At 57.6% G+C, this 24,631-nt stretch carries 19 protein-coding genes and 1 pseudogene; 9 read left to right on the top strand and 11 right to left on the bottom strand.

The window, feature by feature from the left end; all coding sequences use genetic code 11:
• Positions 1–137: 137 nt before the first annotated feature.
• Positions 138–1,877: a D-lactate dehydrogenase gene (dld, locus tag P3C52_RS04515; protein WP_275554009.1), complete on the top strand. Its 1,740-nt coding sequence runs from the start codon at positions 138–140 to the stop codon at positions 1,875–1,877.
• A 168-nt stretch (positions 1,878–2,045) separates the two neighbouring features.
• Here the strand turns inward: dld and P3C52_RS04510 are convergent, their stop codons facing one another.
• On the bottom strand, positions 2,046–4,490 hold the full coding sequence (locus tag P3C52_RS04510; protein ID WP_275554008.1) for a DUF3772 domain-containing protein: 2,445 nt from the start codon (positions 4,488–4,490) through the stop codon (positions 2,046–2,048).
• A 189-nt stretch (positions 4,491–4,679) separates the two neighbouring features.
• On the opposite strand from P3C52_RS04510, the gene P3C52_RS04505 reads away from it, so the two are divergent.
• Entirely contained in the window at positions 4,680–5,219 is a 540-nt protein-coding gene (locus P3C52_RS04505; RefSeq protein ID WP_275554007.1) for a GNAT family N-acetyltransferase, read from the top strand.
• A 4-nt stretch (positions 5,220–5,223) separates the two neighbouring features.
• Here the strand turns inward: P3C52_RS04505 and pbpG are convergent, their stop codons facing one another.
• On the bottom strand, positions 5,224–6,171 hold the full coding sequence (gene pbpG, locus P3C52_RS04500) for a D-alanyl-D-alanine endopeptidase (protein ID WP_275554006.1): 948 nt from the start codon (positions 6,169–6,171) through the stop codon (positions 5,224–5,226).
• A gap of 217 nt (positions 6,172–6,388) precedes the next feature.
• Positions 6,389–6,976, bottom strand: coding sequence for a Yip1 family protein (locus P3C52_RS04495; RefSeq protein WP_275554005.1), 588 nt, complete (start codon positions 6,974–6,976; stop codon positions 6,389–6,391).
• Positions 6,977–7,162: 186 nt separating this feature from the next.
• Between P3C52_RS04495 and P3C52_RS04490 the strand changes: the two genes are divergently transcribed.
• Positions 7,163–7,741: a DedA family protein gene (locus tag P3C52_RS04490; protein WP_275554004.1), complete on the top strand. Its 579-nt coding sequence runs from the start codon at positions 7,163–7,165 to the stop codon at positions 7,739–7,741.
• A gap of 38 nt (positions 7,742–7,779) precedes the next feature.
• Here P3C52_RS04490 and fetB read toward each other — a convergent pair whose 3' ends face one another.
• The 3 genes from fetB to P3C52_RS04475 all read right to left on the bottom strand — a co-directional run bounded on the left by fetB (position 7,780) and on the right by P3C52_RS04475 (position 10,067).
• Positions 7,780–8,541, bottom strand: a complete 762-nt coding sequence (fetB, locus tag P3C52_RS04485; RefSeq protein WP_275554003.1) for an iron export ABC transporter permease subunit FetB — start codon at positions 8,539–8,541, stop codon at positions 7,780–7,782.
• Positions 8,538–9,191 carry an ATP-binding cassette domain-containing protein gene (locus tag P3C52_RS04480; RefSeq protein ID WP_275554002.1) on the bottom strand — a complete coding sequence of 218 codons (654 nt, stop codon included), beginning with the start codon at positions 9,189–9,191 and terminating at the stop codon, positions 8,538–8,540. Before P3C52_RS04480 ends, fetB begins: the two co-directional genes overlap by 4 nt.
• 99 nt (positions 9,192–9,290) lie before the next feature.
• Positions 9,291–10,067 (bottom strand): SDR family oxidoreductase, encoded by a 777-nt coding sequence (locus P3C52_RS04475; RefSeq protein WP_275554001.1) that lies wholly within the window; start codon positions 10,065–10,067, stop codon positions 9,291–9,293.
• A 124-nt stretch (positions 10,068–10,191) separates the two neighbouring features.
• On the opposite strand from P3C52_RS04475, the gene P3C52_RS04470 reads away from it, so the two are divergent.
• Both P3C52_RS04470 and P3C52_RS04465 read left to right on the top strand, forming a co-directional pair.
• Positions 10,192–12,006 (top strand): glycoside hydrolase family 15 protein, encoded by a 1,815-nt coding sequence (locus tag P3C52_RS04470; protein WP_275554000.1) that lies wholly within the window; start codon positions 10,192–10,194, stop codon positions 12,004–12,006.
• 191 nt (positions 12,007–12,197) lie between these two features.
• Positions 12,198–13,364 (top strand): L,D-transpeptidase family protein, encoded by a 1,167-nt coding sequence (locus P3C52_RS04465; RefSeq protein WP_275553999.1) that lies wholly within the window; start codon positions 12,198–12,200, stop codon positions 13,362–13,364.
• Between the two features lie 45 nt (positions 13,365–13,409).
• Here P3C52_RS04465 and P3C52_RS04460 read toward each other — a convergent pair whose 3' ends face one another.
• On the bottom strand, positions 13,410–14,363 hold the full coding sequence (locus P3C52_RS04460; RefSeq protein ID WP_275553998.1) for a DUF481 domain-containing protein: 954 nt from the start codon (positions 14,361–14,363) through the stop codon (positions 13,410–13,412).
• 814 nt (positions 14,364–15,177) lie between these two features.
• On the opposite strand from P3C52_RS04460, the gene P3C52_RS04455 reads away from it, so the two are divergent.
• Positions 15,178–16,773, top strand: coding sequence for an inorganic phosphate transporter (locus P3C52_RS04455; protein ID WP_275553997.1), 1,596 nt, complete (start codon positions 15,178–15,180; stop codon positions 16,771–16,773).
• 83 nt (positions 16,774–16,856) lie between these two features.
• Here P3C52_RS04455 and P3C52_RS04450 read toward each other — a convergent pair whose 3' ends face one another.
• From P3C52_RS04450 to P3C52_RS04435, 4 genes are all read right to left on the bottom strand, one after another.
• Complete coding sequence (locus P3C52_RS04450) at positions 16,857–18,059, bottom strand: MFS transporter (protein WP_275553996.1); 1,203 nt, start codon at positions 18,057–18,059, stop codon at positions 16,857–16,859.
• A gap of 75 nt (positions 18,060–18,134) precedes the next feature.
• The gene (gene dusC, locus P3C52_RS04445) at positions 18,135–19,088 is read right to left on the bottom strand and encodes a tRNA dihydrouridine(16) synthase DusC (RefSeq protein ID WP_275553995.1); all 954 of its coding nucleotides are present in this window, start codon (positions 19,086–19,088) and stop codon (positions 18,135–18,137) included.
• 136 nt (positions 19,089–19,224) lie between these two features.
• Positions 19,225–20,715 carry an ATP-dependent RNA helicase RhlE gene (gene rhlE, locus P3C52_RS04440; protein WP_275553994.1) on the bottom strand — a complete coding sequence of 497 codons (1,491 nt, stop codon included), beginning with the start codon at positions 20,713–20,715 and terminating at the stop codon, positions 19,225–19,227.
• Between the two features lie 236 nt (positions 20,716–20,951).
• Positions 20,952–21,344 (bottom strand): YbhQ family protein, encoded by a 393-nt coding sequence (locus P3C52_RS04435; RefSeq protein ID WP_275553993.1) that lies wholly within the window; start codon positions 21,342–21,344, stop codon positions 20,952–20,954.
• A 177-nt stretch (positions 21,345–21,521) separates the two neighbouring features.
• Here P3C52_RS04435 and P3C52_RS04430 point away from each other — a divergent pair, with 177 nt between their 5' ends.
• The 3 genes and pseudogenes from P3C52_RS04430 to P3C52_RS04420 all read left to right on the top strand — a co-directional run bounded on the left by P3C52_RS04430 (position 21,522) and on the right by P3C52_RS04420 (position 24,569).
• A complete protein-coding gene (locus tag P3C52_RS04430; RefSeq protein WP_275553992.1) occupies positions 21,522–22,283 on the top strand; it encodes an endonuclease/exonuclease/phosphatase family protein in 762 nt (253 codons plus the stop codon).
• Positions 22,280–23,523 (top strand): annotated as a pseudogene (clsB, locus tag P3C52_RS04425) (cardiolipin synthase ClsB). The gene P3C52_RS04430 and the pseudogene clsB overlap by 4 nt, the downstream one beginning before the upstream one ends.
• Positions 23,523–24,569: a lysylphosphatidylglycerol synthase domain-containing protein gene (locus P3C52_RS04420; protein WP_275553991.1), complete on the top strand. Its 1,047-nt coding sequence runs from the start codon at positions 23,523–23,525 to the stop codon at positions 24,567–24,569. The pseudogene clsB and the gene P3C52_RS04420 overlap by 1 nt, the downstream one beginning before the upstream one ends.
• The last annotated feature ends 62 nt before the right edge of the window (positions 24,570–24,631 follow it).

Here is a 24,631-nt window from a genome sequence, read left to right as displayed (position 1 = left end):
CAGGATATGACGGGTCGTGTTAACGCAAAGATCGGCACAGTTTGCCACAGGATGAGAATAGCAGGTAGTTTTCCCGGCGGACGCTTTTGTGCCTGAGCTGCTACAGTAAATTTGTCACACATAACAGGACAATGGATATGCAGCCTCACAATCACTCTGCCAGTCAAACTCTGATTAATGAACTCCGTCGCATCGTCGGCGCCAGCCATCTGCTGACCGATCCGCGTAAAACCGAACGCTATCGCAAAGGCTTCCGCTCCGGTCAGGGCGAAGCGCTGGCGGTGGTCTTTCCCGGCTCGCTGCTGGAGCTGTGGCGCGTCCTCAAGGCCGCCGTCGCGGCGGATAAAATTATTCTAATGCAGGCGGCCAATACCGGGCTGACCGAAGGTTCCACGCCCAACGGCAACGATTACGATCGCGAAATTGTGATCGTCAGCACGCTGCGTATGGATCGTATTCAGCTGCTGGATAAGGGCAAACAGGTGCTGGCGTTTCCCGGCAGCACGCTGTTTCAGCTGGAAAAGATGCTGAAACCGCTGGGACGCGAACCGCACTCGGTGATCGGCTCTTCCTGCATCGGCGCCTCGATTCTCGGCGGCGTCTGCAATAACTCCGGCGGCGCGCTGGTAAAACGCGGCCCGGCCTATACCGAAATGGCGCTTTATGCCCAGCTCGATGAGCAAGGCCAGCTGAAGCTGGTTAACCATCTGGGGATTGAACTCGGCAGCACGCCGGAGCAGATCCTGGGGCGGCTGGACGATGAAACCTGGCGCGAGAGCGACGTGCGCTACGATTCCCGCCAGGCCTCCGATCATAACTATGTTGAGCGCGTGCGCGACGTGGAGGCGGATACGCCGTCGCGCTTTAACGCTGACGCCAGCCGCCTGTATGAGGCGTCCGGCTGCGCCGGAAAACTGGCGGTATTCGCCGTGCGGCTGGATACCTTCGAGGCGGAGAAAAAACAGCAGGTCTTTTATATCGGCAGCAACGATACGGCGGTGCTGGAGGATATTCGCCGCCATATTCTCGCCCACTTTAAAAATCTGCCGGTGGCCGGTGAATATATGCATCGCGATATGTATGACATCGCAGAAAAGTACGGCAAAGATACCTTTATTATGATTGACCGGCTGGGCACCGATAAGATGCCGCGCTTTTTCACTCTAAAAGGCCGCATCGACGCGATGCTGAGCCATATTCCGCTGTTCCGTCCGCATTTTACCGACCGCATGCTGCAGAAGCTGAGCGCGCTGTTTCCCACGCATCTGCCGAAGCGGATGAAAACCTGGCGCGACCGCTATGAACATCACCTGATGCTGAAAATGTCGGGCGACGGCGTGGAGGAAGCGCGTCAGTATTTAAAGGATATTTTCCGCGAGGGCGGCGGCGATTACTTTGAATGCACTGACGAAGAGGGATCAAAAGCCTTCCTGCATCGCTTTGCCGCAGCCGGTGCAGCGGTACGCTATCACGCGGCGCATCACGATGAAGTGGAGGATATTCTGGCGCTGGATATTGCGCTGCGCCGTAACGATCGCGACTGGTTCGAGAAGCTGCCGCCGGAGTTCGACGATAAGCTGGTGCATCGCCTCTATTACGGCCACTTTATGTGTCACGTTTTCCATCAGGATTACATTGTGAAGAAAGGCGTGGACGCCCACGCGCTGAAAGAGCGGATGCTGGAGATCCTCAATCAGCGCGGCGCGGAATATCCGGCGGAGCATAATGTCGGCCACCTCTATGAGGCGAAGCCGCAGATGAAGGCCTTTTATCGCCAGCTCGATCCGACTAACAGCTTCAATCCCGGCATTGGCAAAACCAGCAAGCTGAAGCACTGGGCTGGCTGCGGCTGCGATAGTGAGCGGCCCGCCGGCTAGCCGCCCTGCTGATGCGCAGCGGCGGTTTTACGCTGGCGGCGAGTCACACCAGCCAATGCCGCGGCCCCTTGTCGCGAAGCCGCCTGGCTAAAAGGCGGCTTTATACAGGCGGCGAATATCACCAGCGCATGTCGCCGCCTCTTTTGCCTTGCCGGTAAACCGCCCTGCTTAGCTTTGCTGCGGCTCTTTCACCACCATTTCGCCATTCTTCTGCTCGATTATCATGGTTTGCGGGCGCGACAGCACAATGCCCTCTTTGCGCAGACGCGTCAGAATATCGAACAGCAAATCGCTTTTCGCACCGCCGATTTGGCGCTGGTTAGAGACGTTGCCGGTGACGCTCAGCACAATGCCCTGCGGCGTCAGATCCTTAAAGGTAACCGACGGTTCCGGTGTCTCCAGGATGCGCTCGTTATCTCTGTAGACGCCCAGCAAAATCTCGCGCACCTGTACCGGATCGATATCCAGCGGGAACGTCAGCGTAATGGTCACCACGCCCTGGGCGTTGCCCATGGTGGCGTTACGCACGTTCTGGGAGATGAGCTGCGAGTTCGGCACAATGACCGTAGATTTATCGCCCAGCTGAATCTCCGTGGCGCGCACGTTAATCCGGCGAATATCCCCTTCGATGCCGCTGATGCTGACCAGATCGCCCACTTTAACCGGGCGTTCGGTCAGCAGAATCAGGCCGGAAATAAAGTTTTTAACGATCTCCTGCAGGCCGAAACCGATACCGACCGACAGCGCGCTGACGATCCAGGCCAGCTTATTCCACTGAACGCCCATGGTGGAAAGCGTCATCAGAATAACCAGCACATAGCCGACATTGCTGAACAGCGTCACCAGCGAAACGCGCATGCCGGTATCCATGGTGGTTTTCGGCAGGAAATCTTTATCCAGCCAGCGGCGCACCGAACGCAACGCATAAATACCGATAATCAGGCACAGCAGCGCGTTAACCAGATGCGCCGGCACGATATTGAGTGACTCCAGTCCTTTGCCGCCCCAGAACTCCACCGCTTTTTGCAGCAGTTCTATCGGTGTCGAGGTGCCGAAGGTGCCGTTCAGCACCGCCACGACAGCAAACAGCAGCAAAATAGTTTTGCCGAGCGCGGAAAGCAGCGCCGCCGCCTGCGACAGATGGCGCTCGTCGATATTCAGCGAGGACTGCATACGCCTGCCGGTCAGGCTGTTCACCGACAGCAGCGTTTCACAGCCATCGCTGACCAGGTGACTCAGGAAATAGAAGGCGCCGCAGACAATGCCCAGCCAGATCAGCTCATAGCTAAGAAAGCGCGCCAGCGTGACGTAACCGATAATCAGTGACAGCATAATCGCCAGGCCAATCAGCGTAATCGACATCTGCACCAGACCGACCAGCGTTGATTTCGCCTCCGGCGCCTGCCCTTGCTGCACCAGTTTGCGGCGCACGCGGCTGGAACGGAAGCTGATAGAGAGCGCGGTGGCGCCCACCAGCAGCGCGGTCATGCCGTTGGCCAGAATGGTGGTGCCGACGCTGGTGCCGACGGTGCTGTTCAGCGCTTCCACCGTCTGGAAAATAAACACCAGCAGCGCGGTCAGCGGCGGAAAAGGCCTCAGCGCCTGCGCCACTTCATTGGAAATCGCTGGCAGCCGCCAAGAGGGACGACGCGTCGAGAGAAAGGCGCGTCCTAAGCCAGCAATCAAACCACAGAAGACGCTGAGCTGTACCAGACGATCGGCAAAGCTCTGCACATCATCTGTCACTTCGTCGCGCCGGGTAAACGCCTGGTCGAGGAAGTTGAACGCCAGCACCACCGCTACCAGCGTGGTCAGCGCCACCGCCGCCGCCAGGAAACTACGGCGCAGGCGCCCTTCCGGCAGCTTGTTAATGCTGATCCAGGCGAGGAACTCTTCACCGTAGCGACGTCCCAGCGTGGCGATCAGAATGGCGGAAACCAGCCATAAAATCGTACCCGCCCGCCAGCCCGGCTCCCAGGCGAGCGCGACGCTGTCGGTCAGCTCGTTGCGGAAATTCGCCAGCCGCTCGCCGTCCGTCTGCTGCATACTGACCAGCGGCGCCCAGAAACGCGGCCCAAAGATACTGCCGGAATTAAGCGCCAGCTGGGTTTTCAGGTTATCGCGCCGCAGGTTGACGATTTGCGCGCTGAGGTTCAGGGAGCCGCTTTTAATCGCCTCCGCCTGTTTGATCTGCTCATCCAGCTTCTGCTTTTGGCTTTCCAGCGCCTTGCGCTTACGCGTCACTTCCGGCGTCTCTTTTACGCCGCTGTCCGCTTTCGGCACTGGGCCGAGAACCGCCAGCTGCGCCATCAGCTGCTGATGCTGCGGGATCAGCGCCTGCCCCAGCGTATCGGCGTTGCCCGACAGCTCCAGCGCCATATCGTTTAGCTGAGAAAGCTGCGCGTCATTGGTCTCGCCAGAGACCTGCCCTTTGATTTTGTCGAGAATTTTCTGCATCTTCGGCAGCTCGACCGCCGCATTCAATTTAACTGCGGTTTCTTCTTCTACCGTCGCCGATTCATCATCGGCGACATCCGCTGCGTGAATGCCCAACGGCGCCAACACCAGCAGCGCCAGCAGGCTGGCCCGCATTAATCGTAACCACTTTGACATCGAACGTCGTTCCATTCTGTTTCTGTTCCACGGCCGCGCCGCGATCGCGCGCCAGTGTATGCTTTTGCCCGCCGCTTCACTATAGGAGAGCGTTAAGAAAAGTCGTAGTTTGCAGATAAGAAATGGTTATGACTCGTTGCGCTGCGCTTATGGCAGAGTAGCGTTTTCCTTCCGGCATAAGGAGACGCCATGTCCCAGCCCACTGAAATGCTGATCCGCGACGCGCAGGCGGCGGATATTCCCGCAATTACTGATATCTACGCCTGGCACGTGCTGTATGGCTGCGCCTCTTTTGAGGAGACGCCGCCCGACGCAGCGGAAATGCACGCCCGTTTTTTAAAGGTGCAGGCGCAGGAGATGCCTTATCTGGTGGCGGAGCAGGCTGGCCGCGTTATCGGTTTTAGCTATGCTGCGCCTTATCGTCCGCGTCCGGCTTACCGCTTTAGCGTTGAGGAGTCGATCTATCTGGCGCATGACGCCGCCGGACAAGGCATCGGCAGCGTGCTGCTGGCGGCGCTGATTGCGCGCTGCGAGCATGGGCCGTGGCGACAAATGCTGGCGGTGGTTGGTAACGGCGAGCAAAACGTCGGCTCGCTCAGGCTGCATCTGAAGCTGGGATTTCGCCAGGTCGGCGTATTAAAAGCGGTGGGATTTAAGCATGGCGCGTGGCGCGATACGCTAATTATGCAGCGCACGCTCTCCTCCGCTGCCGGGGCAGCGGAGGCGTAACGCACTATTCGACGCTGCTGTCGTCGAGGCTGTTGCTGGCGGTTTGCGCGGTTTTTTGCTGCTTATAGGCCAGCGCCGCCGCTGGCACCGGCGCGGATTTGCCAGTTTCCAGCCAGTCGCGCAGCCGTTTCGCATCGGCAAAATGGGTATATTTGCCAAAGGCGTCCAGCACCACCAGCGCGACCGGACGCTGTTTAATCACCGTGCGCATGACCAGGCAGTGTCCCGCCTGATTGGTGAAACCGGTTTTCGTCAGCTGAATACGCCAGTCCGGCTTATAGACCAGATGGTTGGTGTTACGAAAAGGCAAAACATAATCGGGATTGCTGAAGCGCGCCATCTCTTCGTGCGTGGTGCTGAGCTGGCCCAGCAGCGGATATTTTTTGGTGGCGATCAGCAGCTTTGTCAGGTCGCGGGCGGTCGAGACATTATGAATCGACAGGCCGGTCGGCTCGACATAATGGGTATTGGTCATGCCCAGCGCGCGCGCTTTGGCGTTCATGGCGCGAATAAAGGCATCATAGCCGCCGGGATAGTGGTGCGCCAGGCTGGCGGCGGCGCGGTTTTCCGAGGACATCAGCGCCAGCAGCAGCATATTCTTCCGGCTGATTTCGCTTTTCAGACGCACGCGGGAAAAGACCCCGCGCATCTCCGGCGTATGGCTGATATCGACATTCAGCATCTCATCCAGCGGCTGGCGCGCATCCAGCACCACCATTGCCGTCATCAGTTTGGTAATCGAGGCGATCGGTCTTACCCGATCCGGGTGGCTGGCGTACAGCACTTTATTAGTATCAAGATCGACGATCATCGCACTGCCGGAGGCAATTTGCGGCTGAGAGAGCGGCGCAGGCGTGTTTAATGGCGAAGCGGCTAACGCCTGGCCTGCCACTCCCTGTGCGGAAAAAAGAAAAGCCAGGCTCAACAACGAATAACGAAATTTTGCGGGCATCGTTTAACAACTTACCGGATTAAGATTGCGCGCTGTGTGCAAACACAGGCTGCCGGCGCGGGGATCAGGCGGTGCGACGGCTGGCAGACGGAATAATACGTCGGGCACTCGGTAAATTCCTATCGAAGATTCGTTTCCGGGCGTAAACAAATCGGCGCTGCCCGCAGCGCCGATTATTATTTAACTTCACCACAGCGGTTTGCGCGCGCAACGCGCGTTATCCGAGCTGATAACCGTAGCCCCACAGCAATACCGTCAGCGCCAGCAGCGCTTCAAACAGCAGAATGCCGATAGCCAGCGTAGAGCCGGAAAAGCGCAGGCTCTCGTCGCGATCGATATTCAGCAGCGGAGGAATGCCGACGTAGAGCAGATAGCCGGTCCAGACCAGCGCCACCGCGCCTGCCAGCAGGCAGAGCCAGACCAGCGGATAGAGCGCGATAATCCCGCTGAGAAACAGCGGCGTGGCGACATAGCCGGCAAAGACCGTACAGCGTTGCACGCTGGGCCGCTGCGGATAATCCCGCGCCATCCAGTGAATAATTCGCCCCATTACCGCCACGCCACCGAGGATCACCAGATAAAACAGCACGGCAAGAACCAGCCCGGTGGAGAGATCGAGCGGCATGGTACGCCCACCGCCCAGATGCCAGCCCAGCTGCGTGGTGCCAATCAGCGAGCAAATGACCGGAATCGCCGCCATTAACAGCACATGGTGCGTGTAGTGATGGGAGACACTTTCGTTTTCCCGTTCGATTGTGCGCATTTCCCGATCGGGATGCACCAGAAGACCCCAGACATGGTTCATCGCTTTGCTCCTCTGCTGCTTCTGACCGTGCGCAGCCGCGCGACGGTTTCTCCTTAAGTATAATGCAGCTGGCTATTTTTTCACCAAAGCAGGCGCCGGCGCGAGCGCGTCCTGCGCGATTTTCGCAAGGTGGGCTTAACGGGGTGTACACTTACCCTGACGCCAAAATAAAAAGGACGGTAAGTTTTGCATTTCGATATTAATCAGCTCATTGAACAATATGGTTATCTGGCCGTCGTGATTGGCTGTATTGCCGAAGGGGAAACATTCGCGCTGCTTGGCGGCGTTATGGCACATGAAAAACTGCTGCGCTACAGCGGCGTGGTGGTGGCGGTGATGGTCGGCGGCTTCCTGGGCGATCAGCTGCTTTACTATATTGGCCGTCATTTCGGATCGCGCATTCTGCGCCGTTTTAAAAAACATCAGGGCAAGCTGAAACGCGCCAACCGGATGATTCGTCGCTATCCGGTGCTGTTTATTATCGGCGTGCGTTTTATGTACGGCTTTCGCGTGATCGGGCCGATTATTATCGGCGCCAGCCGCATCAGCCCGCTGAAATTTGTGATTTTTAACGCCATCGGCGCGTTTATCTGGTCGCTGGTGTTTGTCACGCTCGGCTATTTTGCCGGTGAGATGATTACGCCGTGGCTGCACCGCCTCGACCACCATTTGAAGCACTTGCTGTGGCTGGCGGCGGCGGTGGCGTTTGTACTGCTGCTACGCCTGGCTTTCCGCCACTGGTCGCGTCGTCACGATAATGATTAACCGCCGCGCAACCTATAAGCGCGGCGGATGAAGGTCTCTTAAAAATTAAGCTGCGCGCGCGCATTGTAAAAACGCCGATAGCCCAGCCAGGCGGCGATAATCGTTGAGATCGCCGCCGTGCCCAGCAGCATAAAGGTCACCATAATCTGGTATTTAATCGCCTGTACCGGATCGATACCGGCGAAAATCAACCCCGACATCATGCCCGGCAGACTGACCAGCCCAACGGTTTTCGCCGCGTCCACCGTCGGGATCATCGCCGCCCGAATACTTTCCCGCACCAGCTGCGCCGAGGCGCGTTTGACCGACGCGCCGAGACTCAGCATCTCCTCGATTTGCTGGCGATTATCGGCAAAGCGCTGGTTCAGCTGGGTATAGCATAAGCCTACCGCCACCATCCCATTACCGGCGATCATGCCGGAAACCGGAATTACCTGCATCGGCACGAAGGCGAGCGCGCCGCTCAGCACCAGAATGGTCAGCGTCAGGCCGGTGCCGGTGCCAATCGCGATCAACGAAATCAGGAACGCCTTGCCGATGCGCTTGCTGCGTTTGCGCGCGTTCAGCGCCGCGTTAACGCAGATAAACAGCACCATTAGCAGTGTCAGCCAGCGGTTATTGAAATCAAACAGATAGTGCAGGACGTAGCCGACAATCGTCAGCTGGATAATGGCGCGCGTGACGCTCCATAAAATATCTTTATGCAGCCCCAGCTTCTCTTTCTGGCTGACCAACAGCGCCACCAGCACCAGCATAAAAGCCAGCGCCAGCGACGTATTACTGATAGCGGGATGGTTCATTGTGTGGCTTCCATGCGGGTTAATGCGATAACGCGGGCACCGTCACCGGTCTCCTGCCCGTCGTGGCTAATCCAGAGTACGCTCATGGCGTGCTGCGCCATGGTTTGCTGAATAAGCTGTTTAACTCTGGCTTTATTTTCCGTATCGAGCGCGCTGGTCACCTCATCCAGCAGCAGCACCGCCGGAGGAAACTGCAGATGACGCAGCAGCGCCACCCGTTGCCGCTCGCCGCCGGAAAGTCCGGCAATCGGCTGCTCCAGCATCTCCGGCGCCAAATCAAGCTGCGTCAGGCTTTGCTGCAATGCCCGCTTTTCCGGCTGCTGCTGACGCAGCTGCCAGGGAAACGCCAGGTTGTCATAGACGGTCGCGCCAAACAGCTGCGGCGTCTGAAAACAGTAAGAGACCTGCTGACGCCAGCGTTCCGGCGACAGCGTGCCGACCTCCTCGCCGCGCAGCGCGACGCTGCCGCTGTCAGGCGAAAGCAACGAGGCGATAATTTTCAGTAAAGTGGTTTTCCCGCTGCCGGAGGGGCCGGTCAGCCAGACAAATTCATGTTGCTGTAAAGTGAAAGAGACCGGCGCCAGCAGCGTTTTACCCGCCAGCGAATAGCTGACATCACGCACCGCCAGCAGAGGAATTTCCATAGACATACATGCTTCCTTCTCGATTTTGCGGCCAATCATAACGCGGAAGGAAGCGGAACGGAAAAGCAAAACGGGACGGCCAGGCCGCCCCGTCGTCATAAAACCTTATTCCTGCTGCGCGGCGGCAAACTGCGGATTGGCCAGCATAAAACCGCCGTCGATGATAAACGACTGACCGGTGGTATAGGTTGACCACTCGGAACAGAGCCAGGCGACCATGCTGGCGATTTCACGCGTATCGCCGGGGCGTCCGGCGGGAATATGCGGCAGCGACACCTTGTGCGCGTCCGCGTTCTGCATATTGTTCATTGGCGTGGCGATGGCGCCAGGCGCTACCGCATTCACTAAAATTTGATGCGGCAACAGGCTCAGCGCCATCGCTTTGGTCAGGCCGCCCAGCGCATGTTTCGCTGCGGTATAGGAGACCGAACCCGGCAGCGGCGTATGCTCATGCACCGACGTGATATTAATAATACGCCCGCCATCGCCCTGTTTTACCATCTGACGTGCGGCAATCTGCCCGCAAACAAACGCACCATCGACATCCACCGTAAAAACTTTGCGCCAGTCGTCAAAAGCAATATCCAGGAAATCACCTTCAACGTTGGTGCCAGCATTATTCACCAACGCGTCGATGCGTCCCAGCCGGGTAATCAGCGCCTGCAACGCTTCTCCGCCCTGCTGCGGATCGGAGAGATCCAGCTGCGTCAGCTCCGCTCGCCGTCCCAGCCGACGCACCTCTTCCGCCGTCTCCTGCGCGCCGCGCTCATCAGAACGCCAGGTGATGCCAATATCGTAACCCTGCTCGGCCAGCATGACCGCGCAGGCTTTTCCGATGCCGGAATCCGATGCGGTGACTACGGCGACTTTGTTTGTCGACATCGCTTTACTCCTCTGTTGCGCTTAATAAATGAACAGCAAGTATAGCCGTTCATTTCGCATGCGCCGTCACGTTGGCGCCAGCCTGGCTATAGTAATCATTTACCGCGCGCAACCGGGGACAAGCATGGCTGAGATTAAACGACCGATCGATAACCACGGCGTCATTGGCGATCTGCGCACCTGCGCGCTGGTCGCAGACGACGGCACCATCGACTATTTTTGCTGGCCCAACCTCGACAGTCCATCGGTATTTACGGCCCTGCTGGACAGTGATGAAGCGGGCCTGTTCAGCCTGACGCCGGCCTGGAAAGCGTGCCGACGTCAGCAGCTCTATCTGCCCGATACCAATATTCTGCAAACGCGCTGGCTTGCCGCCGAAGGCGTGGCGGAAATTACCGATTACATGCCGATTTGCCAGCGCAATGACAGCCAGCCGCGTATTATTCGTCGCCTGAAAATGGTGCGCGGCCAGGGGCGCTTTTTCCTGCGCTGCGCGCCGCGCCATGATTATGCGCGCGCCACCACCAAAGCAAAGCTTAAGGATAACGCCGCGCTGTTCAGCGCTGAGGGCCAGCCCACGCTGCGTCTGACCTCCACCGTGCCGCTGAGGCTCGATCGCCAGGCGGCGGTAGCGGAATTCAGCCTGCAAACCGGTGAGCATGCGGAGTTTATTTTCGGCTGCGCACAGGATGAGCATCTGGACAATCTGCAAACCGATATCTGTTTTCAGGAAACGCTGCGCTACTGGCGTAGCTGGTGCCAGCAGAGCAACTGGCGCGGCCGCTGGCAGGAGATAATGAAGCGATCGTCGCTGGCGCTGAAGCTGCTGACCTCCTGGCAGCACGGCTCTATCGCCGCCGCCGCGACCTTCGGCCTGCCGGAAGAGCCAGGGGGCGAGCGCAACTGGGATTACCGCGCCTCCTGGATCCGCGACGCCTCTTTCAGCGTGTATGCGCTGATGCGCCTCGGCTATGTCGATGAGGCGAAACGCTTTACCCACTGGGTCGGCCACTGCGTGGAAAACAGCCATCACGATAAAGAGCGGCTGCAAGTGATGTACCGCCTCGACAGCGGCACCGAGCTGCACGAAAGCGAACTCACGCATCTTGCTGGCTATGGCGATTCGCGTCCGGTACGCATTGGCAACGACGCCTGGCGGCAGACGCAGCTCGATATTTACGGCGAGCTGATGGATGCGGTTTATCTTGCCAATAAGTATGGCGAGGCGATTTCCGAACGTGGCTGGCGCAACGTCTGCAGCACCATCAATTATATCTGCGATCACTGGCAGGAGCCGGACGCCGGGATCTGGGAGATGCGCGGCGAGCCGCAGCATTTTCTCCATTCGCGCCTGATGTGCTGGGTGGCGCTTGACCGCGCGCTGCGCCTCGGCATGAAGCGCTCGCTGCCAATGCCCTACGAGCGTTGGGATCGTGAACGCAGCGCCATCCGCGAGGATATCTGGCAAAACTTCTGGAATGAGGATCTGGGACATTTTACCGCCACGCGCCACGGCAAATCCCTTGACGCCTCCATGCTGCTGATGCCGCTGGTGCGCTTTGTCGGCGCGACCGATCCCGACTGGCTGGCGACGCTGGATGCGATTAAAGCGAAGCTGGTACGCGACGGCATGGTCTGGCGCTATGACCGCGAAGAGACGCCCGCCGACGCGCTGGCCGGACGCGAAGGATCTTTCGTCGCCTGTTCGTTCTGGTACGTGGAGTGCCTGGCGCGCGCCGGACGCGTTGAAGAAGCGCACTTTGAGTTTGAAAAGCTGCTGAGCTACGCCAATCCGCTGGGCCTCTACGCCGAAGAGTTCGATTTTCACGGCTTCGCGCTGGGTAATTTCCCGCAGGCGCTGAGCCATCTGGCCTTAATCAGCGCCGCTTTTTTCCTGAACCGCAAGCTGGACGGCGACGATCCGCAGTGGCAACCCTGAAGGTAAAAAACCGGCTCGGCCCAGGCAGGATTGCGTTAAATGACATAGAGTTAATGAAAGATGATGTGATAACGAAAAATCCTGATTCCACAATCAGATGTTATGCACATATAATGTGCAGCCGGTCATACTGGCCGCACCTGGGTTGACTATCTAACAAGCCTGTAATGGCATTAAACAACTGAAATAAGATGAAAAAGAGCATTCGCGCGATCGCTTCACTGGCAGTAGCACTGGTGGCATTCAGCCAGCAGGCGCTTGCTGTGGTTTACCCCCTGCCGCCGGCTAACAGCCGTCTGACAGGCGAAAACCTGGAAATTACTATCCCGCAGGACAGCAAACTTCCGCTGGAAGCCTTTGCTGCGCAGTATCAAATGGGCCTGAGCAATATGCTCGAAGCCAACCCTGGCGTTGATGTTTATCTGCCGCAGGCCGGTTCTAAACTGATTATTCCTCATCAGTTAATTCTGCCTGACGCTCCGCGTGAAGGCATCGTGATCAACAGCGCCGAGATGCGTCTTTACTACTACCCGAAAGGCACCAAAACGGTCGTAGTGCTGCCGATTGGTATCGGTGAGCTGGGCAAAGATACGCCGGTAGACTGGACGACCACCGTGCAGCGCAAAAAAGCGGGCCCGACCTGGACGCCAACCAAGAAGATGCATGAAGAGTACGCCGCGCGCGGCGAGACGCTGCCTGAGGTGTTCCCGGCTGGCCCGGATAACCCGATGGGACTTTATGCGCTTTATATTGGCCGTCTGTATGCCATTCACGGCACCAACGCCAACTTCGGTATCGGCCTGCGCGTAAGCCACGGCTGCGTCCGTCTGCGCGCTGACGATATTAAATGGCTGTTCGACAATGTGCCGGTTGGCACGCGCGTACAGTTTATCGATCAGCCGGTGAAGGCGACGGTCGAGCCGGACGGTTCGCGTTACGTCGAGATTCATAACCCGCTTTCCACCACGGAAGAAGAGTTTAAATCTCGTGCGCCGGTACCGATTAATCTGACGCCAGCAGTCAGCAAAATCATCGCTGATGCCAGCGTTAATCAGGCGATTGTCGATCAGGCACTGAAAGCGCGTTCCGGTATGCCGGTGAAAATCAACGGCGCAGCCGAAGAAGCACCGATGCAGCCGGTAGTGCCAGAAAGCGCGGGCACCGTGGCGCCAAACCAGACGTTGCCAGCTAATGCCGCCGAGCAAAACGGCAACGCGGCGCCCATCAATCAGGCTCAGCCTGCGAATAACGGCGCGGCACCGATTGACCAGGCTCAGCCTGCGCCCGTGGAGCCAGCGCAGCCTGCTCCAGCGCCTGTAGAACCAGCACAGCCGGTTGACGGCAATAGCGGTTCCTGACATAAAATTTCTGACCAGGGGCGATGCGCAGCATCGCCCTTTTTTTTACCATTTCACGCCCAGACCGGTAGTAAAGCGCCGTTCATTCAACGTGTCCCTGGTGCCGCTGACAAAATCGCGGGCGTAGCCGATATTCAGCGTTGACCAACTGGTCAGGGCATAACGCAATCCCACCTCGGCATCCAGCGTAAAAACGCCCTCCTCATCCAGCGAATGCCCCGCTTCGCCGTGGCTGAACAGGATAATCTCTTTGCCGCGCAGATAGCGCTGATAATCCCAGCGCAGCGAAGCACCGTAATGACTGTCAACACTGCCATCGCTGTAGCCATAGCCAAAGGCACCCGCCAGCAGCGAAAGCGAAAAGGATCCCAGCTCGTTATCCCAAAACTGATAGCCGGGGCCGGTGCCGATAAGCGCCTGATGCGCCAGATCTTCCACCCAGTCGCGCTTATAGCTGGCGCGCCCCTGCCAGAAAAACTGCTCGCGGAAGGTATAGTCGAGCGCGTAGCGCAGGCTGTAATTATTGGTGTTAACGCTGGCATCCTCTTTTTCACGGTTCCAGGTGGCGCCGAGATCGTGACGCCATTTGCCCTGGCTGATTTTGCTGTTAAAAGCAAAGTTGGTGTCCTGAGTTTGCGTCGAGGCGTGCTTCAGGTTGATGCCGGCGTCTACGTTGCCGTTCCACTTCAGCCGATCGCTTCTGACTTTAGCCTTCATAAACTCATCGATCCGTGAAACCGAAACCTTTTCCTCATCCTGTTGTTCATTGATTACCGTCAGGTAACCCGGTTCGGCCGCCGCCAGCCTGACGCTGTAATTTTCTCCGGTCTGGCTGTTACGCAGCGTAATCGCATTTTTACTGTCCAGCGTGCTGACTGCACTCCAGTTCAGCGACAGCGTGCCGCCCCAGCTGGTATCCATAATCAGTTTGCCATCGCTGAGCGAACGCACAGTGCCGCTCAGGCGATCGCCATTGCTTAGCCAGACGGTGTCGGCCACGGCACCGCTGCAACAAAGGAGGCTAAGCCAGGCGGCAGTTAAAAAGAATCGGGATATTTTTGAAGAGAGCATGGCTGGTTTTTGAGGTCTCTGCGGGCGAAGGAGTAAGCCTGGCAGCGAACCGGGGGCAGGAAAAGAGAAGATAATTCCGAAACTTATCTTTGCACAATGAGGATAACGGCGGACCTCTGATATTTCAGGTTAGCACCAGCGGCTGGCAGAGTTCGTAACAGAGATAAAGGCATAAGCTTATTGGCTGAAACGGTACAGGTTCGACAGCATTCATCTCAGAGCAGCCGCTATTTATCTAAATATTGAATTAATTATTTTTGAATTATTATCTCCCTATTCGTGAAAAATTAAAAAATAAAGGAAAAGAGTTCACATTCAACGAATATTTTATTGACGCGCCACGCGCTTTAATAATCTTCGCGTCACCTTAGCTGTAAAATAATAATAATTTTTGCTCTTTTGCCTCACCAGGGAACCTTTATCTACCAACGCCGCTGCCGCCGGCCATTTCGCTGGCGGCGCGGTTTATTTGCCTGTTAAAGCTTCTGCTACTTAATGACGCTTGTTGAGAATAATACGCGTTTCCAGCGCATTAAATAAAGCTACGCCCTTAAAGCTCAGGAATATATTTATTATTGTTTATTACTCGCTGAATTGGCGTTGTTCTTATTTTTCACCATAACAAATTTCCCGCCTGCTTTATTTCCTGACGTCCGGTAATGTCACAGAAATCACCGCGTCATGATCCTGTCATATTACAAGCGTATCACGGCTGTAGTATTTCACGATTTTACGGCCCGATATGAGCGACTACAGCATTTTTAACCGTTACACGTCACGCTTCCCGACGCTTTATCCGGCACGTTCTCGTCGGCAGCTACGCTTACTGACGGTCATCTTTGCCCTGCTGCCGGTTGCGGCAACGGGTTGGATGATGATGCAGCTGAATCTTAATGAGATCGCCAGTCATGGGTTTGGCACCACGCTGCTGCTGAGCGGCGCTCTGCTGTTGGCGCTCGGTTTTGTCTTTATTAATGGGGTTCACGATACCGCTAACGCCGTAACGACGGTGATCTATAGCGGCACGCTTTCACCCGCCCGCGCGGTATTCATTTCCGCCATCGCCAATATGCTGGGCGTCCTGCTGGCAAGCGGCGTGGTCGCCTGGGGCGTGATGTCGCTGCTGCCGCCGGAAAGCCTGCTGCAGCTCGACGTCCGCCACGGCTATGCGTTGATTTATGCCCTGCTGCTGGCGGCTATTAGCTGGAATCTCGCCAGCTGGTATTTTGCTATTCCCTCCTCCTCTTCTCAGGCGCTGCTGGGCGCAATGCTGGGCGTCGGCGTCGCCAGCAGTCTGCTGAATGGCGATCGCACGCTGAGCGGTATCGACTGGCATCAGGCAGGCTGGGCGGGCTGGGCGCTGCTGCTGTCGCCACCGCTGGGATTTGTGGCGGCCGCTCTGCTGCTGTGGCTGATGAAAACGTTGCTGGCTAATCGTCAGCTTATTCAGCCCAGCGATTTTCGTCGCCCGCCACCGCTGTGGCTACGCGGCATGCTGATCCTGACCAGCAGCGGCGTCTCATTCGCTCACGGCGCCAACGACGGACAAAAAGGAATGGGATTGATCATGGTGATTTTGCTGATTGCCCTGCCCGGTGCTTTTGCGCTGAATCGCACCTTGCCAGAGCGCGAGCTGGCCAGCCTGACGATGCTGACCGCCCAGGCGCAGGCGCAGCTGCCGCAGCGCAGCGACCTCTCTCTGTCGGCAGCGCAGGCGCGACTGAGTGACTATCTGGCACAGGAGCGCGGGCACGGCGAGCTGCTTCCGGCGCTGGGCAACGTGACCAGCAGCCTGCATCAGCAGCTTAGTATCATTAAAAGTTTCAGCCAGCTTCCTGCAGAGCGGGCTACAGCGCTGCGTCTGCAGATGGCGCTGGTCGGTAAAACGTTGCGCCAGCTGTTAAGCAGCCCGGCACCGCTCACCGATAATCAGCGCGCGCTGTTAACGACGCTGGCGGGCGAGCTGAATCATGCCAGTAGCGGGATTCCGTGGTGGGTAAAAATCATGGTAGCGCTGGCGCTGGGTTTGGGCACGCTGATCGGCTGGCAGCGCATCGCCATCACCATTGGTGAACGTACCGGCAAAACGCCGCTCAGTGCAGCGCAGGGTGCCAGCAGCGAGTTAGTGACGATGTCCACGCTGGGCCTGGCGGAGCAGTTTGGTCTGCCGGTCTCTACCACGCAAATTTTGACCTGCGGTGTGGCGGGCAGCATGGTGGCTAACCGCAACGCGCTACAGTGGCCAACGCTGAAACGTATGGGACTGGTCTGGCTGCTGACGCTGCCGGTCTGCGCGCTACTGGCGGCGCTGTTCTATACGCTGTTTATTACGCTGTAGAAAGCGCCGCCCTACGATTCAGACTCAACTTTAGCACTAGCGACACAGATAAAGCTTTCAGCCTGCAACAACGCACCTGTGATTCAGACGCGGCTGAGTACTTCACTGCGTGAATGTCGCCACAGACGCAGCGTCAGCAGCATGGCCGCCAGCACCATCAGCGCGGCGGCGGGCCAGATGGACATTATCCCGAGATGATTAATCAGCAGCCCCGCCAGCGGGCCGGTAAGCCCCAGCGCTAAATCAAGAAAGGCGGAATAAATGCCGAGCGCTGCGCCCTGATTCTGCACTTCAACCTGCTTAACTGCCTCCACGCCCAGCGCCGGAAATACCAGCGAAAAGCCTGCGCCGGTGAAAAAGGCGCCAATATCCACCAGCCACGCGCTATCAGCCTGCCAAATCAGCAGCAGCCCTGCGCACTCCAGCGCAAATGAACAGGCGGAAACCGGCAGACCGCCGAAACGGGTAATGGTGCGGCTGAAAGTCAGGCGCATCAGCACAAAGCCGATGCTGAACAGGCTGAGCGCGAAGGCGGCGCCCTGCCACTGACGGCTGGCGAAATAGAGCGTAATAAAGGTGGCAATCACGCCGAAGCCGATGGTTCCTAGCCCGAGGCCCAGCCCGTAAGCCCAGACTCTGGACACCACGCGATGAAAAGGGATACGCACGCCGACGGCCACGCTTACCGCCACTTTACGGCTGGCCAGCAGCAGACCGACCACGCCCATCAGCGTCACCAGCGCGGCAAAGCCGTGAATTCCCATCAGGGCATTGAGCGCCACGCCGGTCGGCGCGCCCAGCGCCATCGCCAGATAGGTGGCGACGCCATTCCAGGAGATCACCCGCGCCGTATGCGTGCTGCCAACGATATTCATGCCCCAGAGCGTCGCGCCGGTACTGCTGAAGCTCTCACCGACGCCAAGGAAAACGCGCCCAACTGCCAGCAGCGTCAAACTGAGCCACGGCGTTGCGGTCGCCAGCCCCGCCAGAATGGTCAGCACACCGCTCAGCCCGCAGCAGCACATGCCCGCCATTACCACTTTTTTCGGCCCTAACGCATCCGCCAGCCGCCCGGACTGCGGCCTGCTTACCAGCGTGGCGAAATATTGCACGCTAATAATCAACCCCGCCATCAGCGAGCTGTAACCCAGCTGGTTATGAACAAAGCCGGGCAGCACCGCCAGCGGCAGGCCAACCGAGAGATAACAGAAAAAGGTGAAAACAATCACGGAGAGAATACGCCGGTTAAGCTGGGCGTTGGTTAAAGCTGGAGTTGTCGGGGCCATGGGCATTCAAAAGCTGGGAGATGAAAACACATCATACGCCAGCCCTGCGGTTGAAAGGGAATTTTTATAATTATGTTACAAAACATCGCTAATCTGGCACTGACGATCGATCGCTGCGGCGATCTCCGCTGAGCTTTTGAGCGTGCGCACCGTGGTAAACAGGGCCTCCGCCTGCGGATACGCCTTACGCAAATAGCCAAGCCACTGCTTGATGCGCGCTACGTGATACATGCCGGTGTCGCCCTGCTTTTCCAGCCGGGTATAGCGATGCAGCAGCGCCATCACCTGCGGCCACGCCAGCGGCGGCTCATTATATTTCACCACCCGGCTCAGGTTCGGCACGTTCAGCGCGCCGCGTCCGATCATTACCGCATCGCAGCCGGTGATCGCCATGCACTGCTGCGCGCTCTGCCAGTCCCAGATTTCGCCGTTGGCAATTACCGGAATACGCAGACGCTGGCGGATTTCGCCGATTGCCTGCCAGTTAATCGCCTCGGCGCGATAGCCATCTTCTTTCGTACGACCATGCACCACCAGCTCGCTGGCGCCCGCCTGCTGTACCGCATCGGCAATTTCAAAGCGACGATCGCCAGAATCCCAGCCCAGGCGCACCTTAACCGTGACCGGCAAATGCGCAGGTACCGCTTCACGCATCGCCTTCGCGCCACGATAAATAAGTTCAGGATCTTTCAGTAGCGTTGCGCCGCCGCCGCTGCCGTTGACCAGCTTCGACGGACAGCCGCAGTTTAAATCGACGCCCCAGGAACCCAGCGCCACCGCGCGTGCGGCATTCTCCGCCAGCCACTGCGGATGCTGGCCCAGCAGCTGGATTCTGACCAGCGTGCCGGACGAGGTTCGGCTCTGATGCTGGAGTTCCGGGCAGAGCCGCAGAAAAGATTTTACCGGCAACAGCTGATCCACCACGCGCAAAAACTCGGTGATACAGAGATCGTAATCATTCACTGAAGTCAGCAGTTCGCGCACCAGAGAATCCAGTACGCCCTCCATCGGCGCCAGTAACACCCGCATGACAGATACCTTTGAAAAAATTGACGCGCAAGTTTACGCCTTTTGCGCAGAGGTGAGAATCACCTGAGCCCGCGTTTATTGCCGGAGCGGATAAAAAAACGGCTACCCTGAGGTAGCCGTGTTCAGCAAAGCGGAATTAACGATTGCCGGAAGGCTTATCGCTGCGTCCCTGCGCGGAACGCTGACCGGAAGGACGACGCGGCTGCGCGCCATCACCGGACAGGCGACGCGGATGGCTGCTGTCGCCCGAAGTCCGGCGCGGCTGATTGCCTTCGCTGGAAGTGCGGCGTGGCTGGCCTTCACCGGACGCACGGCGCGGTTGGTTGCCTTCGCCAGAGGTACGGCGCGGCTGACGCTCGCCGGTCGCAGACTGACGCTGGCGATCGCCGCCCTGTGGACGTCCACCCTGACCGCGACCACCCTGGCTACGACCGCCGCCGCCGCCGCCGCGCTGCTGGCGGCCATTGATAATCGGCTCCGCTTTAATGCTCGGATCCGGCTCAAAGCCCGGCTTCGCCAGACGCGGAATTTCACGTTTCAGCAGGCGTTCAATATCACGCAGCAGCTTATGTTCATCGACGCAGACCAGTGAAATCGCTTCGCCCGTTGCCGCCGCACGCCCGGTACGACCGATACGGTGAACATAATCTTCCGGCACGTTCGGCAGCTCATAGTTGACTACGTGCGGCAGCTCTTCGATATCCAGACCACGCGCCGCGATGTCGGTAGCGACCAGCACACGAATCTGTCCACCTTTAAAATCGCTCAGGGCACGGGTACGCGCGCCCTGGCTTTTATTGCCGTGGATCGCCGCCGCGGTGATGCCATCTTTATTCAGCTGTTCGGCCAGATGGTTGGCACCATGCTTGGTACGGGTAAAGACCAGCACCTGCTGCCAGTTGCCCTCACCGATCATCAGCGACAGCAGTTCCCGCTTACGCTTTTTGTCCACAAAGTGAACGTGCTGAGTAATCTGTTCAGACGCGGTATTGCGGCGCGCCACTTCAACCTGGCTGGGATTATCCAGCAGCTTTTCCGCCAGCGCTTTAATCTCATCGGAGAAGGTCGCGGAGAAAAGCAGGTTCTGACGTTTCGCCGGCAGACGTGCCAGCACGCGGCGAATATCGTGAATAAAGCCCATATCGAGCATGCGATCCGCTTCATCCAGCACCAGGATTTCCACCTGGGAGAGATCGACCGCATTCTGCTGCGCCAGGTCGAGCAGACGGCCCGGTGTCGCCACCAGCACATCCACGCCGCCGCGCAGTTTCATCATTTGTGGGTTAATGCTGACGCCGCCGAAAACCACCAGCGAGCGCAGGTTCAGGTATTTACTGTAATCGCTGACGTTTTCGCCGACCTGCGCCGCCAGTTCACGCGTCGGGGTCAGGATCAGCGCGCGTACCGGGCGACGGCCTTTCGCCGCCGTTTTTGCGCTCAGACGCTGCAGGATCGGCAGGGTAAAACCAGCGGTTTTACCGGTGCCGGTTTGCGCGCTGGCCATCAGATCGCGGCCTTCCAGTACCACCGGGATTGCCTGACGCTGGACGGGAGTAGGCTCAAGATAGCCTTGCTCGGCAACGGCACGCAAAATATCGGCGTTCAGGCCGAGAGAATCAAAGGACATAGGGGTTTAACTCCGGTTCCGCCCTGACCGTCGTTAACGGTGCAGTTTCCAGGGGGGAAAATCATGACGCTTGTTGAGCAAGCGGTTGAAAGGGCACAAACTACGGTGCGTAATGAGATCAGTGTAACAGTTTACACGTCGTGGGGATAGCAGTGCGCCGCTGTCATGTAAAAAAGGCGTACGGCAGAAAAAGCCGGGGCCGCATAATGCGGCCCCGATAAGTGAAGAAACTGGGATTAGCTACGCTTCTTTTCAATGCGCGGCGGCGGCTCTTTCGCCAGCAGCGAAACCAGCGCAGGGCCTAACAGCATCACCACGCCCAGGCACGCCAGCAGCAGGTTGTTATGCAGAACGCGTGAAACCAGGAACAGCACCAGCATAGCGGCGCCAAAATAGTAGGTGGTGGTCATCTCTTCTAAAAAATCGCCGGTGCGACGCAAACGTGGAATACGCTGCGTTAACAGCATGGCGACAAACACCGTGGCATACGCCGCCACCAGTACACTGCTCACTTCGACCAACGCCCTTTCACGCCAGCCCCAAACCAGAGCGACAAGCATCAACAGATGTAAAGAAATATGCAGGCAGGGTTGGCCGGTAGCGATCTGTATACGGTTAAACAATTTCATCCTCTTCTCCTGACAACGACTGAACGCTGCCCAAGTTGTCGGCAAAGCCGATGACGAATGTCCTCAATGTAACGTAGTTTTCGGACAATGCCGCAAATCGCGGCGGAAGTCAGCGCCCTTTTGTGACAAAGACTACACTTTATCGGAAATCAAAACAAAAAGGAGAGCGCCCCCAGTATGTCACAAAAAGCGCAAGGATTTTCCTTTAAAGTCCTGACAATTAATACACATAAGGGTTTCACCAGCTTTAACCGGCGCTTTATTTTACCTGAACTGCGTGAGGCGGTACGCGCCACTTCCGCCGACATTGTTTTTTTGCAGGAGGTGATGGGAACCCACGCCGTGCATCCGCTGCACGTGGAAAACTGGCCGGACACGCCACACTATGAGTTTCTCGCCGATACGATGTGGAACGATTTCGCCTACGGGCGCAACGCGGTCTATCCTGAAGGTCATCACGGCAACGCGGTACTTTCCCGCTTTCCGATTATCGATTATGAAAACCGTGATATTTCAGTGGCGGGTACGGAAAAACGCGGCGTCCTGCACTGTCGGCTGCAGCTGCCGGAACAGGATCAAATTCTGCACGTGATGTGCGTACATCTTGGTCTGCGCGATGCCCATCGCCATGCGCAAATGAAGATGATGTGCGAAATGATTGACGCCCTGCCCGCCGACGCGCCGCTGGTGGTTGCGGGCGATTTTAACGACTGGCAGACGCGCGCGAATAAAATGCTGAAACGCTGCGCCAATCTGGATGAGGTCTTCAGCTATAAAAGCGGGCGTCCGGCGCGCACCTTCCCGGCGCGTTTCCCGGTATTGCGGCTCGATCGCATTTATGTGCGCAATGCCAGCGCCAGTCATCCCAGAGCATTACCGATGCGGCCCTGGTCTCATCTTTCCGATCATGCGCCGCTGGCGGTGGAGATTCACCTATGACAACAAGCTGGCGCGACGGTAACCGTATCCAGCTACTGGAGAACGGTGAACAGTTTTTCCCGCGCGTATTTGGCGCGATTCAACGGGCGCAACAGAGCGTGCTGCTGGAAACTTTTATTCTGTTTGAAGATAACGTCGGCAAGGCGCTGCATCGCGAACTGCTCGCGGCTGCGAAGCGCGGCGTGAGAATAGAGATGATGGTTGATGGCTACGGCTCGCCCGATCTGTCGGATGAGTTTGTCTCCAGTCTCACCTCGGCGGGCGTGCGCTTTCTCTATTACGATCCGCGTCCGCTGGTGATGGGGATGCGTACCAATGTTTTCCGACGGCTGCACCGGAAAATTGTGGTGGTTGACGGCGTGATCGCCTTTGTCGGCGGTATCAACTTTTCCGCCGAACATAACAGCGATTATGGCCCGGAAGCCAAACAGGATTACGCCATCGAAGTGAAAGGGCCAATTGTTGATGATATTGGCCGCTTCGTGCAGGAGGCGATCGGCAGTGAAGCGCCGACGCATCGCTGGTGGGGACACCGCTCCCATCGTCCGGCGGTCAACCAGCGGCCAGGCGATGCGCAGGCGCTGTTTGTTTATCGCGACAATCATGAACACCGTGACGATATTGAGCAGCACTATCTGGAGATGCTGAGCAACGCGAAGGAAGATGTGATTATCGCCAACGCTTACTTTTTCCCTGGCTATCGCCTGCTGCGCGAAATGAAAAACGCGGCGCAGCGTGGCGTGCGCGTGCAGCTTATCGTGCAGGGCGAGCCGGATATGCCGATTGTAAAGTGGGCGCGGAGCTGCTCTATAACTATCTGGTGGAGGGCGGCGTCGAGGTTTATGAATATATCCGTCGTCCGCTGCACGGCAAGGTGGCGGTGCAGGACCAACAGTGGGCCACGGTCGGCTCCAGCAATCTCGATCCGCTCAGCCTGTCACTGAATCTGGAAGCAAACCTGATTATTCACGATCGTCAGTTTAACCAGACGCTGCGCAATAATCTGGAACGCCTGCTGCAGGAGGATTGCGTGCGCGTGGAAGAAGACAAGCTGCCGAAGCGCACCTGGCTACAGCTGAGCAAAAGCATCATTGTGTTCCATTTCCTGCGCCACTTCCCCGCCATTGCTGGCTGGCTGCCCGCGCATACGCCAAAAGTAAAGCAGGTGCCGCCGCCGGTTCAGCCGGAACTGGAAACCCAGGATCGCGTTGGTAGTGATAAACAAGGGGTCAAATCCTGATGTCAAAAGCTCATCCCAAATGGAAACTGGCCAAGAAGATCCTTACCTGGCTGTTCTTTATTGCTGTTGTCGTACTGCTGGTCGTCTACGCCCGTAAAGTTAACTGGGAAGATGTCTGGAAGGTCATCGTTAACTATAACCGTGTGGCGATTCTCAGCGCGGTCGGTCTGGTGATCCTGAGCTATCTTGCCTACGGCGGCTACGATTTGATTGGCCGTGCCTACTGCGGCCATAAGCTGGCCAAGCGGCAGGTAATGCTGGTCTCCTTTATCTGTTACGCCTTTAACCTGACGCTCAGCACCTGGGTCGGCGGCGTGGCGATGCGCTATCGCCTCTATTCGCGTTTGGGGCTGAGCGGCAGCACCATCACGCGGATTTTTTCGCTCAGCATCGCTACCAACTGGCTTGGCTACATTTTGCTGGCGGGGATTATTTTTACCGCCGGCATGGTGCCGGTACCGCCCGGCTGGTTTATTGGCGAAGGTACGCTGCGGCTGATTGGCGGCCTGCTGGCGCTGCTGGTGATCGCTTATCTGGCCGCCTGCGCCTTTTCCAAACGCCGCCGCTGGACGATTAAAGGGCAGAAGCTGGCGCTGCCGTCTCTGCGCATGGCGCTGTTTCAGTTCGTTATCTCCAGCGCGAACTGGATGGTGATGGGCGCTATTATCTGGCTGCTGCTGGGCCAGAGCGTCGATTATCCGGTGGTGCTGGGCGTGCTGTTAATCAGCAGTATCGCCGGGGTGATAATTCATATTCCGGCAGGCATCGGCGTCCTGGAGGCGGTTTTCCTGGCGCTGCTGCGCGGCGAACATGCCGGTCACGGTCAGATTATCGCCGCCCTGCTCGCCTATCGCGTTCTCTACTTTATTGTGCCGCTGCTGCTGGCGCTGGTGCTTTATCTGTGGCTGGAAAGCCGGGCGAAGCATCTGCGGGTGAAGAACGAGCAGAAAATGCGGCAGGAGGAGCGTAACGATCAAGAGGCGACAAACAACCTGCGCCGCGAAGGCATGGAGCCAGATTTAAGCCCTCATGAGAAAACGGTATAGAGCAGCAATATAAACAGCGCCCAACAAAAAGGCCGATCTTGCGATCGGCCTTTTTCTTTACT

It is taken from the genome of Mixta sp. Marseille-Q2659, assembly GCF_940807255.1.
GTDB lineage: Bacteria > Pseudomonadota > Gammaproteobacteria > Enterobacterales > Enterobacteriaceae > Mixta.
Note: the sequence above shows the minus strand (reverse complement) of the source record. Positions and strands in the feature narration are given on the sequence as shown.

Excerpts from the sequence above, each read along its gene's own strand:
- P3C52_RS04470 (WP_275554000.1), top strand. The coding sequence starts at position 10,192 with ATGGCTGAGATTAAACGACCGATCGATAACCACGGCGTCATTGGCGAT.
- P3C52_RS04450 (WP_275553996.1), bottom strand. The coding sequence starts at position 18,059 with ATGGCCCCGACAACTCCAGCTTTAACCAACGCCCAGCTTAACCGGCGT.
- P3C52_RS04430 (WP_275553992.1), top strand. The coding sequence starts at position 21,522 with ATGTCACAAAAAGCGCAAGGATTTTCCTTTAAAGTCCTGACAATTAAT.
- P3C52_RS04510 (WP_275554008.1), bottom strand. The coding sequence starts at position 4,490 with ATGTCAAAGTGGTTACGATTAATGCGGGCCAGCCTGCTGGCGCTGCTG.
- P3C52_RS04505 (WP_275554007.1), top strand. The coding sequence starts at position 4,680 with ATGTCCCAGCCCACTGAAATGCTGATCCGCGACGCGCAGGCGGCGGAT.
- P3C52_RS04435 (WP_275553993.1), bottom strand. The coding sequence starts at position 21,344 with ATGAAATTGTTTAACCGTATACAGATCGCTACCGGCCAACCCTGCCTG.
- P3C52_RS04475 (WP_275554001.1), bottom strand. The coding sequence starts at position 10,067 with ATGTCGACAAACAAAGTCGCCGTAGTCACCGCATCGGATTCCGGCATC.
- fetB (WP_275554003.1), bottom strand. The coding sequence starts at position 8,541 with ATGAACCATCCCGCTATCAGTAATACGTCGCTGGCGCTGGCTTTTATG.
- rhlE (WP_275553994.1), bottom strand. The coding sequence starts at position 20,715 with ATGTCCTTTGATTCTCTCGGCCTGAACGCCGATATTTTGCGTGCCGTT.
- P3C52_RS04480 (WP_275554002.1), bottom strand. The coding sequence starts at position 9,191 with ATGTCTATGGAAATTCCTCTGCTGGCGGTGCGTGATGTCAGCTATTCG.
- dld (WP_275554009.1), top strand. The coding sequence starts at position 138 with ATGCAGCCTCACAATCACTCTGCCAGTCAAACTCTGATTAATGAACTC.
- pbpG (WP_275554006.1), bottom strand. The coding sequence starts at position 6,171 with ATGCCCGCAAAATTTCGTTATTCGTTGTTGAGCCTGGCTTTTCTTTTT.
- dusC (WP_275553995.1), bottom strand. The coding sequence starts at position 19,088 with ATGCGGGTGTTACTGGCGCCGATGGAGGGCGTACTGGATTCTCTGGTG.
- P3C52_RS04495 (WP_275554005.1), bottom strand. The coding sequence starts at position 6,976 with ATGAACCATGTCTGGGGTCTTCTGGTGCATCCCGATCGGGAAATGCGC.
- P3C52_RS04455 (WP_275553997.1), top strand. The coding sequence starts at position 15,178 with ATGAGCGACTACAGCATTTTTAACCGTTACACGTCACGCTTCCCGACG.
- P3C52_RS04465 (WP_275553999.1), top strand. The coding sequence starts at position 12,198 with ATGAAAAAGAGCATTCGCGCGATCGCTTCACTGGCAGTAGCACTGGTG.
- P3C52_RS04420 (WP_275553991.1), top strand. The coding sequence starts at position 23,523 with ATGTCAAAAGCTCATCCCAAATGGAAACTGGCCAAGAAGATCCTTACC.